Raw genomic sequence first — 13,852 nt, forward strand, 5'->3', positions numbered from 1 at the left:
AATGCAGAGGATAAGAAAAAATATTTTAGTTCTCAAAAGTTTAAAGATTTAGGTTTTACTCATTTTAAACCAGATAGTAATGGTAACTGGATAAATCAAACTGATAATGATTTTGATAGTCTTTTACCTGTGGTTGATAAGAATGTGAAAGCAGGTAAAGGACAAGAAGCTGTATTTAAGTTGTTTTCTAGGGGTGTAGAAACTACAAGAGATGAATGGGTTTATGATTTGAATCAATCAGATTTAATCAAGAAAATGAAAAACATGATTCATGTGTATAACTCTTGTGTTGCTTCAAAAACTATAAATAATTATATTAAATGGAGTTCTTCACTAACAAGTTATTTCAATAGTGGCATAAAAGTTATTTTTAATCAAGAGTTAGTAAAATTATCTTTATATAGACCATATTTTAAGCTATATCATTACACAGAAAAAATATTTAATCATAGACTGACTCAAAATCACTATGAGATGTTTTCACAAAATTTAAATGGTCAGAATAAGGTTATAGCTTTCTCAGCTATTGGTTCAAGTAAATATTTTCACTGTCTTAGTTCAGATGTACTAATTGATTTACACCTAACAGGTGATTCCCAATGTATCCCCCTGTACATATACGACCAAGAAGGAAAGCGCATAGATAACATCACCGACTGGGGACTAGAACAAATTCACACCCATTACCAAGACACAACAATTACTAAAATAGATATCTTCCACTACACCTATGGGGTGCTACATAACCCAGAGTACCGCCAAAAATACGAACTCAATTTAAAACGAGACTTCCCGCGCTTACCTTTATATGATAACTTTCCCCAATGGGTGGACTGGGGAAAACAACTCATGGATTTACATATTAATTATGAAACCGTCACACCCTACAAACTCAGTCGGGTTGATATTCCTTTAAAGGGTAACCAAACCACACCCAAGCCGAAGTTAAAAGCTGATAAAACCAAAGGGAGTATTATCTTAGATGATGTGACCACATTACAAGGTATACCCAGTATAGCATGGGAATATATGTTAGGCAATCGTTGCGCCTTGGAATGGATTTTAGATCAATATAAAGAGAAGAAACCCAAAGACCCCACCATTGCGGAAAAGTTTAATACTTACCGGTTTGTAGACTATAAAGAACAGGTCATAGATTTATTAATGCGCGTGTGTAGAGTCAGTGTGGAAACCATGAATATTGTTAATCAGATGTCTGATAGCTAGGGAGACAGGGGTTAGAAATCCCCTATCTGATTAACTTGACGGGATGCGCTGCTGTTAAAGGCGATGTTAAAGGCGATCGCTCTGGGATTAAATACCCTGTTTGATGCTACACGGGGAGCCAGGGGTTAGAAACCCCTGTCTAATAGCTAAAGTCAGATTTATCTGACTGAAAAATCATCTATTTGATTATCTTCACAAGATGCGTAAGCGCTGCTGTTAAAGGCGATCGCCTGAGTACAGATGCAATCATCCCCCAACCATAATTAGGTTTTAGGAGAATAGTTACAAGTGAAGCCCCTATAAATCAGTTATGAACTGGTTAACAGTTAACAGTCAACCGTTAACCGTCAACCGTGAACAGTATTCATTCGATTGATGTCCTCACCGAGTGGGAACAGAAGAATTATCTACGCATTTTAATATCTCTAGGAGTTACACATTGGCAAAAAACTAATGCATGTTGATTAAGCAGCACAAACATTAGTAAGATTGTCCAAAATGTAGTCGCGCACAACTAAAGTAAATAAATTTATTGGCAATTCATACCAATTAGAAATGAGGTTTTCAGATCGCATTTTTTCTAAACCAACAAATGCTTGAAGTGAACAAAATATGTGTGTTTTGATTGCTTGGCTATCTTTAACCATTTATGCTACTCTAAAGTAGTAAAGATAGAATTACCATTTGGTAATATTATGCAATCTGAAAAAATTTCCATTTCTTTACCATCCTCTTTATTGCAGTTTATTGAAAATTACAAATTAAATAAAGGCTGTAAATCTCGTTCAGCAGTAATTGAATTAGCTATAGAGCTATTGCGTTATCAAGAATTAGAGCGAGCTTACCGGGAAGCAGCGCAGGAAATTGACCCAGAATGGGATTTAACCGTAGGGGATGGACTCAGTGATGAAAGGTGGTGAAATATACTTTGCAAATCTTAGTCCCGCAGTGGGGTCAGAAATGGATAAACGCCGTCCTGTAATCATTGTTAGCAATGATTCTAATAATAATGCTTCTACTACGGTAACGATTTTACCCATTACATCTAATACCAGTCGTGTATATCCTTTTGAGGTTTTATTAAATCCAGAAGATTCGGGTTTATCTAAACGTTCTAAGGTGCAAGCGCAACAAATTCGGACAATTTCTAAACAGCGCATTTTAGGAGATGTGGTAGGGTGTTTAAGTCAAGAGTTGATAGATTTGGTCGATGATGCTATGAAGTTACATTTAGCGTTGCAGTAGCAGATAGTCAAATTATTCCCGTCTCACTTTGTGATTTTGCTGAATTTGATGTAATAATTCTTGACCAATAAACGAGACGCAAGCCCCTGGCTTCAGACATGGGGATAAGTCGATTGCGACTTTAGTCGCATTAAAGCGATTCAGTGGCTTTAGCCACATTCAAGATTACATAAATTACTTCATATAATCTTCATATTTGTGTCTACCGTCGGTGGTGCGCCGTTGTCAGTGATTAAGCAATATATCGAAAACCAAAAGAATGTCTAATTACGGATGTCAACAACACTTAATTAAGCCTGATAAAGATTTAGCTGCTATTCTGGAATTTTTGTGTGGAGAATCAGCTAAACTTGCTAATTGCGGGACTTATTACGCAAGACAATTGTACTTTAAAACTGGCAAGATCCCTGGAAAGTACGATTTGCATAAATTATTTAAAAGCAACCTCCATTTTCAATCAATGTATTCACACGTTGCTCAACAATGTTTAACTACAGTTGCAGAGTCTTTTAAGTCATTCATCGGGTTACTTAAAGCAGTCAAAGAAGGAACAGTTGATCAACGTCCTAGGCTCCCTGGATACCGGAGAGGTGGACTATCTCTTGTCACTTATCCAAAAGCAGATGTAAAACTCAAAGAAGGGCTTTTAAGATTTCCCCTTGGTACTAAAGTAAAAACGTGGTTTGGATTAGATGCTTTTTGCTTGCCAATGCCATCAAATCTTGATTTTAAAAGCATTAGAGAGTTTAGGATTTTACCAAGAAACAAGTGTTTTTATATCGAATATGTGTACAAGCAGATCGATGTTGCGGTTGATCTAGATAAGTCCAAGGTATTAGGTATAGACCACGGTATAAACAATTGGGTGACTTGCGTCTCTAATATTGGGACAAGTTTTATTATTGATGGAAAACATTTAAAATCAATGAATCAATGGTACAACAAACAGATTGCGACTATTAAAGAAAATAAGCCTCAAGGATTCTGGAATGAAAAATTAGCCCACATAACTGAAAAACGCAATCGTCAAGCTAGGGATGCCGTCAATAAAGCTGCAAGATTGGTAATTAATCATTGCTTAAATAACGGTATTGGCACAATTGTATTCGGGTGGAATAAAAAACAAAAAGATCAAGCTGATATGGGGAAACTTAATAATCAAAAGTTTGTTCAAATTCCATCAGCTAAATTAAAAAATCGTATTGAGCAATTATGCAACCAATATAAAATTCAATTTCTAGAAACAGAGGAATCGTATACCAGTAAAGCTAGTTTTTTAGATGGTGATGTGCTACCTACATTTCGTGCAAAACCGGAAGGGTGGCAATCATCAGGAAAACGTGTGAATCGTGGATTGTTTAGAACAGCAGGAAATATCCTATTAAACGCTGATGCTAATGGAGCGGCTAATATTTTAGCTAAAGTAGCGATAAAACTAGGTTTAGACCTAAGTGGAGTCAGTAGGGTGTCTTTGATAGCACCGTTGAAGGTTCGTTTGTGGACTATTCAAGAATCCCCCGGCTTTTAGCCGTGGGGAGTATCAAATCTACCCAAAATATTTGCCTGCTCTCCCTCGTGCCATTTTTTAGTTCCGTCGAACTCACGTTAATACAAGTCAAATACAAATACTTGATACTTTCCAATATAAAAATCACAATAGTTAATAACTGTTAATAAATTAACCATGACTACAGAATCCCCTATTAATTCTACTTCTCAGCCTGAAACCACAACTGGAATCAGGGTGAGAAACTTCTTAATTGCCATAGTAGCGATCGCCCTGAGCGTAGCCTTAATATTAGGATTGAAAACCCAGACAACCTCCGCCTCTTTAGCAGACCTAGATAAAGCATCAACTCCCTTAGAAATGGCTATCAGCAACGGTAAACCCTCAATAGTCGAATTTTACGCTAACTGGTGTACTGTCTGCCAAAAAATGGCTCCTGATGTTGCCCAACTCAAACAACAATATGGCGAGAAAGTAAACTTTGTCATGTTGAACGTAGATAATAACAAGTGGCTCCCAGAGATGCTCAAATACCGAGTAGATGGTATTCCCCACTTTGTCTTTTTGGGTAGAGATGGGGAAACCATCGCCCAAAGCATTGGAGATCAACCCCGTACAGTCATGGCCAGTAACTTAGAAGCCTTAGTTACGGGGTCATCTTTACCTTATGGGCAAACTAGCGGGGATGTGTCCCAATTTCGCGCCCCAGTAGCACCGGTTAATAATCAAGATGACCCCCGCAGTCATGGGAGTCAGGTAATTAATTCAGGGTCACTGTAGGCGGATAGATACGCTACCCCCATGGGCTGGTAAACCTTCAGTTTCTGCTAGAGTTACAGCGGCATTACCTATTTTTTGCAGTGCTTCTTGATTACACTCTAAATAGGTAATTCGCTTGAGAAAGTCATAGACACTTAAACCGGAGGCAAAACGGGCTGACCGGGCGGTGGGAAGTACGTGGTTAGGTCCGCCTAGGTAATCCCCAATGGCTTCTGGGGTGTAACGTCCTAAAAACATACTCCCCGCAGATTTAATCTGATCAGCAAATCCTTGGGGGTTATCTATGCACAGTTCCACGTGTTCGGGAGCTAACTGATTTAATAGTGGTATACTGTCGGTGAGGTCTTCGACTAAAATCACCGCACCATGTTTTTGCCAACTGGCGGTTGCTACTTCTTTTGTAGGGAGATGGGTGAGAATTTGCTCAATGGATTGTATCACATTTTCGGCAAACTGGGCAGAATCGGTAATTAAAATTGATTGGGCGCTGGGGTCGTGTTCTGCTTGGGAAAGTAAATCCCAAGCTATCCATTCTGGGTTATTTTGGCTATCTGCTACTACCAAAATTTCTGATGGTCCAGCTACACTGTCAATACCCACTGTTCCAAATACTTGGCGTTTGGCTTCGGCAACATAGGCGTTACCAGGTCCGACAATTTTATCTACAGGGGTAATAGTTTCTGTACCATAGGCTAAAGCGGCTATCGCCTGGGATCCGCCTATACTATATATTTCCGTCACCCCGGCAATTTGGGCGGCGGCGAGGACTGCGGGGTTAATCGCACCCCCTGGCATAGGTACTGCCATAACAATCCTATCCACTCCCGCTATTTTAGCAGGTAAGGCATTCATCAGTACAGAACTCGGATAACTGGCGCGTCCTCCGGGGACATAGATACCCACCTGGGAGAGGGAAACCCAATTTAATCCTAGTTTGACTCCTGCTGTGTCGGTGTAACCAATATTTTGGGGGAGTTGTTTTTGGTGAAAGGACCCGATTCTGTCGGCAGCTAGTTGGAGAGATTCCTTGACATTTTGCGGACATTGTGCTGCTTGCTCCGAGATAAAATCGGGGGTTAAATGCAAGGATGGGGGAGTATAGTGATCAAAGCGGCTGGTATATTCTTTAACTGCCACATCGCCGCGCACTTTCACATCAGCGAGAATATTTTTCACTGTACCACTAACATCAACCGTTGCTTCCCGGCGATCGCTGACCAGTGCTTTGAATCTAACGGAAAAATCTGTATCGGTTGTTTTAAGTAGCTGCATAGACTATATCTCTGGATGAATGCGGGTTTTGCCGTAATTTAATTTTACTTAAATCTTGCCGGACTGCATAACCATTACTTTCTAGCTTTGAGCAGATGTCTACATTCGTGAGTTAGTTTTAGCTAGAGTAGAACCAGGATAACTAGATAACAATTTTCCAAAATCTGCTCGGCTAAAAATCATGATTTCTCGCCCTTCCAGCAATAAATATCCAGCAAACGCTTCAGAAGGCGAACAGGTGAGCCAAAACGAATTATTTCCCATTGTGGGGATGGGTGCTTCTGCGGGAGGATTGGAGGCATTCCGGGAATTACTGAGTCATTTACCTACTGATACGGGTATGGCCTTCGTTTTGGTGCAACATCTGAGTCCCCATCAGAAAAGTTTATTGACAGAAATTCTTTCTCGCGCCACCCAAATGCCTGTGGTGGAAGTATCAGATGGCATGATTGTACAACCAAATCATGTGTATGTCATTCCACCTAACGCCATGATGACCATTAATCAAGGGGTGCTGAAACTAAGTCCGCGATCCAAGACTCATGGGTTTTCCATGACAGTTGATAGTTTCTTTATTTCTTTAGCAGAAGACCGGGGTAACAAAGCCATTGGCGTTGTATTATCCGGGGGTGACTGCGACGGCACACAGGGGTCAGAAACCATCAAAGCAGCGGGTGGAATCACTTTTGCTCAGTGTAAAGAATCGGCAAAAGTGAATACCATGCCGAATACAGCTGTGGCTTCTGGGTATGTAGATTTTATTTTGACACCAAAACAAATTGCCGAAGAATTAGCCAATATCAGTCGTCATCCTTACGTTAATCATCCCACCTCAGTCAAAGCCATAGATAATACAATACATGAAACCGGAGATGCCCTGTCCACCATCTTCACTCTGCTGCTAAGTGCGACAAAAGTGGACTTTAGCCATTACAAGAAAACAACCTTAAAGCGGCGCATCATGCGGCGGATGCTTTTATATAAATTAGACAGGCTAGAAGATTACGTCTGTTATCTCCAACAGAACCCCGCAGAAGTTAACGCTTTATATCAAGATATACTAATCACTGTTACTAGTTTCTTCCGTGATCCTGAAGCCTTTGAAGCCTTAAAAACCGAAGTTTTTCCCATTATTACTAAAGATAGAACCCCAAACTTACCCATCCGCATTTGGGTAGCAGGTTGTTCTACAGGTGAAGAGGCCTATTCTATTGCTATCTGCTTGCTAGAGTTTTTAAGTAATCAGCTAATTAATATTCCTATCCAGATTTTTGCGACTGATGTAAATGAATCAGTAATTGAAAAAGCGCGCAACGGTATTTATAAAAAAAATCAAGTAATAGATATTTCACCAGAACGCTTACAGCGCTTCTTTATATCAGTGGAGGGCGGTTATCAAATTAGTAAGGCAGTGCGGGAGGTGTGTGTTTTTGCCAGACACAACCTGATTAGCGACCCCCCATTTTCCAGGTTGGATTTAATTACCTGTCGGAATGTGCTAATTTATTTGGGTGGCGCCGTACAGAAAAAATTGCTGCCTATTTTCCACTACGGTTTAAATTCCAATGGTTTTTTGATGTTAGGCACATCAGAAACAGTAGGTGAGTTCACCCATTTGTTTGGTTTGGTTGATAGAAAGTATAAGATATACTCCCGAAAAATCACTCCGAATCGATTGGGCATTGATCTGATCACAAACAACTATCCTTTAGAAAGTCCCAACACCCAGCCAGCAGTGAGCTCAGACGCATGGAATGACATAGAATTATACAAAGCAGCTGACCGGATTGTCTTAAATGAATACGCTCCTGTGGGTGTGATTATTAACGAAGATTGGGAAATTTTGCAATTCCGGGGATACACCAGTCCTTATCTGCAACCCCCACCAGGCAGACCCAATTTTAACTTAATGAAGATGGCGAAAGACGAATTACGGATAGAATTACGCACCGCTATTCATCAAGCCAAAAACCGACATGTACCGGTGAATAAGTCAGGTATCCAAATTACAGATAATCAGCAACTCAGGCAGGTAAGAATTGATGTTGTACCATTTAAACCAGCTGCGGCTAGAGAATGGTACTTTTTAGTTCTATTTACAGATATATCCTCTTCAACAGCTGTTTCACAGATAGTGACGGCTCCTGGACAGTCTAGGCGACGCAAGCCCAACAATCAAGAGCAGGAGATTAACCGACTCAAACAGGATTTAAGCGCCAATAAAGAGTATCTGCAATCAATTATAGAGGAGCAGCAAGCCACTAATCAAGATTTACGAGCCGCTAACGAAGAAATTCTTTCTAGCAACGAAGAATTACAAAGCACCAATGAGGAATTAGAAACGGCTAAGGAGGAAATTCAAGCCACCAATGAAGAACTAAATACCATTAATGACGAATTGCAACGGCGTAATATTGAGTCCACCCAAGTCACTAACGATTTACAAAACCTCCTCAGCAGTATTAATATTCCCATCCTGATGTTGGGAGGAAATCTGCAAATTCGACGCTATACCCCGGTAGCTGAGAAAATATTTAATCTCATTCCCAGTGACATGGGCAGACCAATTAGTGATATTAATCACAACTTGAATATTCCGGACTTGCAGCAACAAATTTTAGAGGTAATTAACACTCTCAACTTTAAAACACAAGAAGTTCAAGACCGAGACGGGCGTTGGTATGACCTGCGGATTAGACCCTATCGGACAATTGACAATAAAATTGATGGTGCTGTAGTAATTTTGGTTGATATTGATGCTCTCAAACGCAGTTCTGAACAGCTAAGAACATCCAGAGATTATGTCCAGGCTATTGTAGATACTATGCGCCAGTCTCTCATAGTCCTAGATGTTAATTTGCGCGTGATCAGCGCCAATCAATTCTTCTATGATACATTCGAGGTTGTACCAGAAGAAACAGAACAACGCCTAGTTTACGAAATTGGTAATAAACAGTGGAATATTCCCCAGTTGCGATCGCTTTTAGAAGCAATTCTTCCCTATGAGAACCAGTTTCAAGGTCTAGAAGTTGAACACAACTTTGAGAACATCGGACACAAAATCATGCGGCTCAATGGCCGGAAAATGAAACTAGTAGATAATCGGGAAATGATTCTCTTAGTGATTGAGGATATCACTCAGCAAAAGCAATTGGAAGCAGAACGCACAAGACTTTTGGCGCAAGAACAGTCAGCTCGCAATGGGGCGGAAGCAGCCAACCGTGCCAAAGATGAGTTTTTATCAATTCTCTCCCACGAACTGCGCAACCCACTCAATTCTATGCTGGGTTGGGCCAAGCTATTACAGAAAAAGGAATTTGATCAAGCTAAAATTGATCAGGGCTTGGCGGCCATTGAGCGCAGCGCCCAAGCCCAAGCCCATCTGATTACGGATTTGTTAGACATCTCCCGCATTAGTGCGGGTAGGCTGCGGATGGATACCCAACCGCTGAATCTAGTCTCCGTGATTGAATCTGCCATTGAGGTTGTCCGTTTCTCAGCAGAAGCCAAAAAGATTGCCATTGAATCCAGCCTAGCCCCTCCACCTACAAGTATGCTAGGGGATCCCACTCGCTTACAGCAGGTCTTTTGGAATTTACTCTCTAACGCTATTAAATTCACCCCAGTGGGGGGCAGGATTACCATCACACTAGATTACAGTGATTTTGCAGCTCAGATTCAAGTGAGTGATACGGGTCAAGGCATTAGTGCTGATTTTCTCCCCTATATCTTTGACCGATTCCGTCAAGCAGATGGGAGCAGAAGCCGCTCGAATCAAGGATTGGGACTGGGTCTGTCCATTGTCCGCTATTTGGTAGAACTCCACGGCGGGACTATTGAAGCCCAGAGTCAGGGTGAAGGTCAAGGAGCAACTTTTACTGTCAGGCTACCTCTGTTAGCTGACCAGCAACCTAAATCTTTGCCCACAGCTACAGACTCGGGGTCTGTTGCAGATGTAGCCCAAATGCCAATTAATAACTACCCACATCTGGAAGGTTTGCGGGTACTAATGGTAGATGATCAAGCAGATATACTGGAGTTATTTAAAATAGTGCTCGAAGAGTATGGAGTTGAGATGACTGGAGTAGAATCAGCAAAAGCAGCTCTATCAACACTGAAGGCAAACCCCGGTGGGTATGATGTACTCCTATCTGACATCGGTTTACCAGAAGAGGATGGTTATGCTTTAATTCGTCAGGTGAGGGAATTGAGTCCTGAAGCCGGGGGGGAAATTCCCGCTGCCGCCCTCACCGCCTATGCTGAAGATGCAGACAATACAGAAGCTTTAGCGGCAGGATATCAGATGCACGCCGCTAAACCCATTCCACCGGATCAATTATTATCTATAGTCGCTACCTTAGCTGGGAGATGATATGACTTTGACATTTCCCCTGGTTGAAACACAGGGGATTCTGAACTGATGTTGCTACGCAGGCCCAAGCCATGCTACGCAACGTTTACAATATGATTTACTTAATCTATTAAATAAATTATATTGTTTTGGGACTGTCAAAACTCCCCTACCCACCTTGGCTAAGGTTATACTTAGCTGTGTGGCTACTTAAGTGGCATCTTTTGGGTTTTTCACCATATTTATGGATGCTTGTTCTATTTTAACTACACAAAAATGCTTTGTCAATGCCTGTCAAAGCTTTTTGTGTTAAGGATACGACAGGATAAATCCTGTTGAGTCACGTTTCATCCCCTCGCTAAAGCATAGGGGTTCTCACGCTCCCACTATATTTTGATATGACTATAGAAAGAGTAATATCACAGCTAATCCCACAGCTATACTGCTATTACTTCCCTTAGCAATTGACTGTGGGGCTGCTTTGTCTGACAATCAGATGCAGCAAGCTCTCCATGATCGCTATGGGGGGACTGTGATAGTTTCTTCCCGCCGTGGCTATTCCTTAGATATTAAAATTAAGCGATTAGCTGAGAAAATGCGCCGAAGTGTGATAAGATAGTAATTTGTGTTAATTCTCTTCAGGCTTGACTGTTTGTTAAGATTATGGCTAAGAGTAAAGGTGTCCGCATAATAGTTACACTCGAATGTACAGAGTGTCGTAGTAACCCAGATAAGCGATCGCCAGGTGTTTCCAGATATACTAGCACCAAGAACCGTCGCAACACGACTAACCGGTTAGAACTGAAAAAGTTCTGTACCCATTGTAACAAACATACTGTTCATAAGGAAATCAAGTAAAGATGAGTTATTATCGTCGTCGCCTGTCTCCCATTAAGCCAGGAGAACCAATCGATTATAAAGATGTTGATTTGTTGCGCAAGTTTATTACCGAACGCGGTAAAATATTACCACGTCGGATTACAGGGCTAACCTGTAAGCAACAGCGAGACTTGACAGTGGCAATTAAACGGGCGCGGATTGTGGCTTTATTGCCATTTGTCAATGCAGAAGCGTAAAAACAAGTCATGAGTTATGAGTGATGAGTTAAGAATCAAAACTCCTAACTCAGAACTTGAAACTATTAAAAATGTTCACCAATAAATAGCGAGAGTTGTGGAGAAGGGTACGCTAGTTGAATTTAGGGTTCAAGGCGATCGCCGTTTGGGTGTAGTAGAACGCCCGGACGGTAAGACCCGTTGGTTTGTGATCGATGAACGTGGTCAATCCCACAGCCTCGCCCCTAGACAAATTAGTTATATAGTTAACGGACAAACCTATAAGTCCTCGGATATAGAGATTTTTCAAGGGCAAGTTCAACCTTACATAGATCCCTCTAGTTTGGAAGTAGCTTGGGAATTACTGGTAGAAGATGGGGAAACAGTCACACCAGCCCAAATGGCCAACCTGCTGTTTTCCGAATCAGAACCAGCTGCTTGTTATGCCGCCCATTGTTTGTTATCAGAAGATAAACTGTATTTCAAGCAAAAAGGAGAGGTTTATGAACCACGGACTTCGGTTCAGGTAGCAGAGCTAAAACACCAAATCGAAATTAAGGCACTTAAAGCCAGGGGACAGCAAGAATTTTTGGCTCGTGTAGAGCAAGCCCTGCGGGGTGAAACAGTGGATTGGCAACGTCATGACCGCCAGAAATTAGAAGCACTGGAAAAATACGCGGCTCTGCTGGCGGATGTTGTGCGGTTAGGAGTAAATTATGATAACCTAGCCCGCTCATATCCTCCCCCAGCTCCAGTGTTAGAAACAATGAATATGCTCGGTCGTACTGCTACCCCCCCAGCAGCCTTTCAATTGTTAATAGATTTGGGTTGGTGGGATGCTCATGAAAACTTGTTTGTGCGTCGTTCCGCAATTCCGGTTGAGTTTGCTAGCAAGGTATTAGAAGTGGCGCAACAACGTTTAGATTCCCCCCCTACGGACTTAGATATAAATCGCCTAGATTTGTCGGGTTTAAAAGTATACACAATTGATGATGAAAGCACGACGGAGATAGACGACGGTTTAAGTTGGGAATTACTTCCAGAAGGGCGGGAACGATTGTGGGTGCATATTGCTGACCCCACCCGGTGGTTAGCGCCAGAAGATGAATTAGACCTGGAAGCCAGAAAACGGGGAAGTACAGTTTATTTGCCGACGGGGATGGTTCCCATGTTCCCAGAATTGTTGGCAACAGGCCCCATGAGCTTGGTACAGGGAAAGATATGTTGCGCCTTGAGCTTTGGGGTGGTATTAGATCAAACAGGAGGGGTAGAAGATTATACTATTCATCCCAGCTTGATTAAACCTACCTATCGCCTCACCTACGAAGATGTAGATGAGATGCTGGAATTGGGAGTGCAAGCAGAACCTGAAATTGAGGCGATCGCCAACTGGGCAAAACGGCGCAAATCTTGGCGGTATAATCAAGGAGCCATCAGTATCAGTATGCCCGAGGCTATGATCAAAGTCAAAAACGATCAGATCGACATTGATATTTTAGATGATTCCTCATCGCGGCAGTTGGTAGCAGAAATGATGATTTTGGCTGGTGAAGTAGCCGCCCGTTACGGTCAACTTCACAATATACCTTTGCCATTTCGCGGTCAACCACAACCAGAATTACCCCCAGATGAGGAACTGCTGTTACTCCCCGCCGGATTTGTCCGCGCCTGCGCCATGCGCCGTTGTATGCCCAAGAGTGAAATGAGTATCACCCCTGTACGTCATGCTGGTTTGGGTTTAAATACCTACACTCAAGCAACTTCTCCTATCCGGCGCTACAGTGACTTATTGACTCACTTTCAACTCAAAGCCCATTTGCGCGGTGATGTTCCGCCTTTTTCCGCCGAACAGCTCAAAGAAGTGATGATGACAGTCATATCTACCACCCAGGAAGTGACAATGGTAGAACGGCAAACTAATAGATATTGGTCTTTAGAATATTTGCGCCGTCATCCAGATAAAGTCTGGGATGTCACACTGTTAATGTGGCTACGAGAAGATAGCAACTTAGGACTAATCTTATTAGAAGACCTAGGGCTACAGTTCCCCATGTTCTTTAAACGCTCCGTGGGATTAGGCGAACAGCTATTAGTAAAAGTTGCTCATGCAGACCCGCAAAAAGATATGATTCAGTTTCAAGAAATCATCTATCAAGAAAGTCAGTCAGCATCTTAACTTGTGTGAGTAGTAGCCTAGATGATTTCAAATCATAAATTAGCCCAAGTAATCGCTGATTGTGGTTTTTATGAATTTAAGCGCCAGTTAGAATACAAGGCTAAAAAGTTTGGTGGTGAAATTATAATTGCTGATAGATTTTACCCATCAAGCAAAACCTGTTCAAATTGTGGGCATATCCAAGATATGCCACTAAAAGAAAGAATTTACAACTGTGGAAGTTGTGGTCATTCAATGGA

At 41.7% G+C, this 13,852-nt stretch carries 11 protein-coding genes and 3 pseudogenes; 12 read left to right on the forward strand and 2 right to left on the reverse strand.

Annotation, left to right across the window (positions count from 1 at the left end; genetic code table 11):
* Positions 1-1,227, forward strand: a 1,227-nt coding sequence (locus PN447_RS15620; protein WP_334311110.1) for a type ISP restriction/modification enzyme, incomplete at its 5' end; no start/stop codon positions are given.
* Between the two features lie 464 nt (positions 1,228-1,691).
* Here PN447_RS15620 and PN447_RS15625 read toward each other — a convergent pair.
* Positions 1,692-1,874, reverse strand: a pseudogene (locus PN447_RS15625) (IS701 family transposase); the annotation flags it as partial.
* Between the two features lie 48 nt (positions 1,875-1,922).
* On the opposite strand from PN447_RS15625, the gene PN447_RS15630 reads away from it, so the two are divergent.
* The 5 genes and pseudogenes from PN447_RS15630 (at position 1,923) to PN447_RS15650 (ending at position 4,759) form a co-directional block, all read left to right on the forward strand.
* Entirely contained in the window at positions 1,923-2,147 is a 225-nt protein-coding gene (locus PN447_RS15630; RefSeq protein WP_271763945.1) for a CopG family transcriptional regulator, read from the forward strand.
* The gene (locus tag PN447_RS15635) at positions 2,134-2,472 is read left to right on the forward strand and encodes a type II toxin-antitoxin system PemK/MazF family toxin (protein ID WP_271763946.1); all 339 of its coding nucleotides are present in this window, start codon (positions 2,134-2,136) and stop codon (positions 2,470-2,472) included. The genes PN447_RS15630 and PN447_RS15635 overlap by 14 nt, the downstream gene beginning before the upstream one ends.
* A 195-nt stretch (positions 2,473-2,667) precedes the next feature.
* A pseudogene (locus tag PN447_RS15640) lies at positions 2,668-2,739 on the forward strand (IS200/IS605 family transposase); the annotation flags it as partial.
* On the forward strand, positions 2,732-4,000 hold the full coding sequence (locus PN447_RS15645) for an RNA-guided endonuclease InsQ/TnpB family protein (protein WP_271763947.1): 1,269 nt from the start codon (positions 2,732-2,734) through the stop codon (positions 3,998-4,000). The pseudogene PN447_RS15640 and the gene PN447_RS15645, both read left to right, overlap by 8 nt.
* A 156-nt stretch (positions 4,001-4,156) precedes the next feature.
* The gene (locus PN447_RS15650) at positions 4,157-4,759 is read left to right on the forward strand and encodes a thioredoxin family protein (protein WP_271763948.1); all 603 of its coding nucleotides are present in this window, start codon (positions 4,157-4,159) and stop codon (positions 4,757-4,759) included.
* Here the strand turns inward: PN447_RS15650 and hisD are convergent.
* Entirely contained in the window at positions 4,751-6,031 is a 1,281-nt protein-coding gene (gene hisD / locus PN447_RS15655) for a histidinol dehydrogenase (protein ID WP_271763949.1), read from the reverse strand. The two genes, PN447_RS15650 and hisD, sit on opposite strands and share 9 nt — an antisense overlap.
* A gap of 181 nt (positions 6,032-6,212) precedes the next feature.
* Here hisD and PN447_RS15660 point away from each other — a divergent pair, with 181 nt between their 5' ends.
* From PN447_RS15660 to PN447_RS15685, 6 genes and pseudogenes are all read left to right on the forward strand, one after another.
* On the forward strand, positions 6,213-10,403 hold the full coding sequence (locus tag PN447_RS15660) for a chemotaxis protein CheB (protein ID WP_271763950.1): 4,191 nt from the start codon (positions 6,213-6,215) through the stop codon (positions 10,401-10,403).
* Positions 10,404-10,794: 391 nt separating this feature from the next.
* Positions 10,795-11,001, forward strand: a pseudogene (locus PN447_RS15665) (RDD family protein); the annotation flags it as partial.
* Between the two features lie 44 nt (positions 11,002-11,045).
* A complete protein-coding gene (rpmG, locus tag PN447_RS15670; protein WP_271732604.1) occupies positions 11,046-11,240 on the forward strand; it encodes a 50S ribosomal protein L33 in 195 nt (64 codons plus the stop codon).
* 2 nt (positions 11,241-11,242) lie between these two features.
* Positions 11,243-11,458: a 30S ribosomal protein S18 gene (gene rpsR, locus PN447_RS15675; protein WP_271732602.1), complete on the forward strand. Its 216-nt coding sequence runs from the start codon at positions 11,243-11,245 to the stop codon at positions 11,456-11,458.
* Positions 11,459-11,555: 97 nt separating this feature from the next.
* Positions 11,556-13,613 (forward strand): ribonuclease catalytic domain-containing protein, encoded by a 2,058-nt coding sequence (locus PN447_RS15680; protein ID WP_271763952.1) that lies wholly within the window; start codon positions 11,556-11,558, stop codon positions 13,611-13,613.
* Positions 13,614-13,634: 21 nt separating this feature from the next.
* The coding region (locus PN447_RS15685) for a zinc ribbon domain-containing protein (protein ID WP_271763953.1) at positions 13,635-13,852 on the forward strand (218 nt) is incomplete at its 3' end.

The sequence above is a fragment of the Anabaena sp. CS-542/02 genome, from assembly GCF_028331085.1.
Taxonomy (GTDB): domain Bacteria; phylum Cyanobacteriota; class Cyanobacteriia; order Cyanobacteriales; family Nostocaceae; genus Anabaenopsis; species Anabaenopsis arnoldii.

Bases quoted from the DNA above. Each gene is read 5' to 3' on its own strand.
- PN447_RS15630 (WP_271763945.1), top strand. From the start codon at position 1,923: ATGCAATCTGAAAAAATTTCCATTTCTTTACCATCCTCTTTATTGCAG.
- PN447_RS15635 (WP_271763946.1), top strand. From the start codon at position 2,134: ATGAAAGGTGGTGAAATATACTTTGCAAATCTTAGTCCCGCAGTGGGG.
- PN447_RS15645 (WP_271763947.1), top strand. From the start codon at position 2,732: ATGTCTAATTACGGATGTCAACAACACTTAATTAAGCCTGATAAAGAT.
- PN447_RS15650 (WP_271763948.1), top strand. From the start codon at position 4,157: ATGACTACAGAATCCCCTATTAATTCTACTTCTCAGCCTGAAACCACA.
- hisD (WP_271763949.1), bottom strand. From the start codon at position 6,031: ATGCAGCTACTTAAAACAACCGATACAGATTTTTCCGTTAGATTCAAA.
- PN447_RS15660 (WP_271763950.1), top strand. From the start codon at position 6,213: ATGATTTCTCGCCCTTCCAGCAATAAATATCCAGCAAACGCTTCAGAA.
- rpmG (WP_271732604.1), top strand. From the start codon at position 11,046: ATGGCTAAGAGTAAAGGTGTCCGCATAATAGTTACACTCGAATGTACA.
- rpsR (WP_271732602.1), top strand. From the start codon at position 11,243: ATGAGTTATTATCGTCGTCGCCTGTCTCCCATTAAGCCAGGAGAACCA.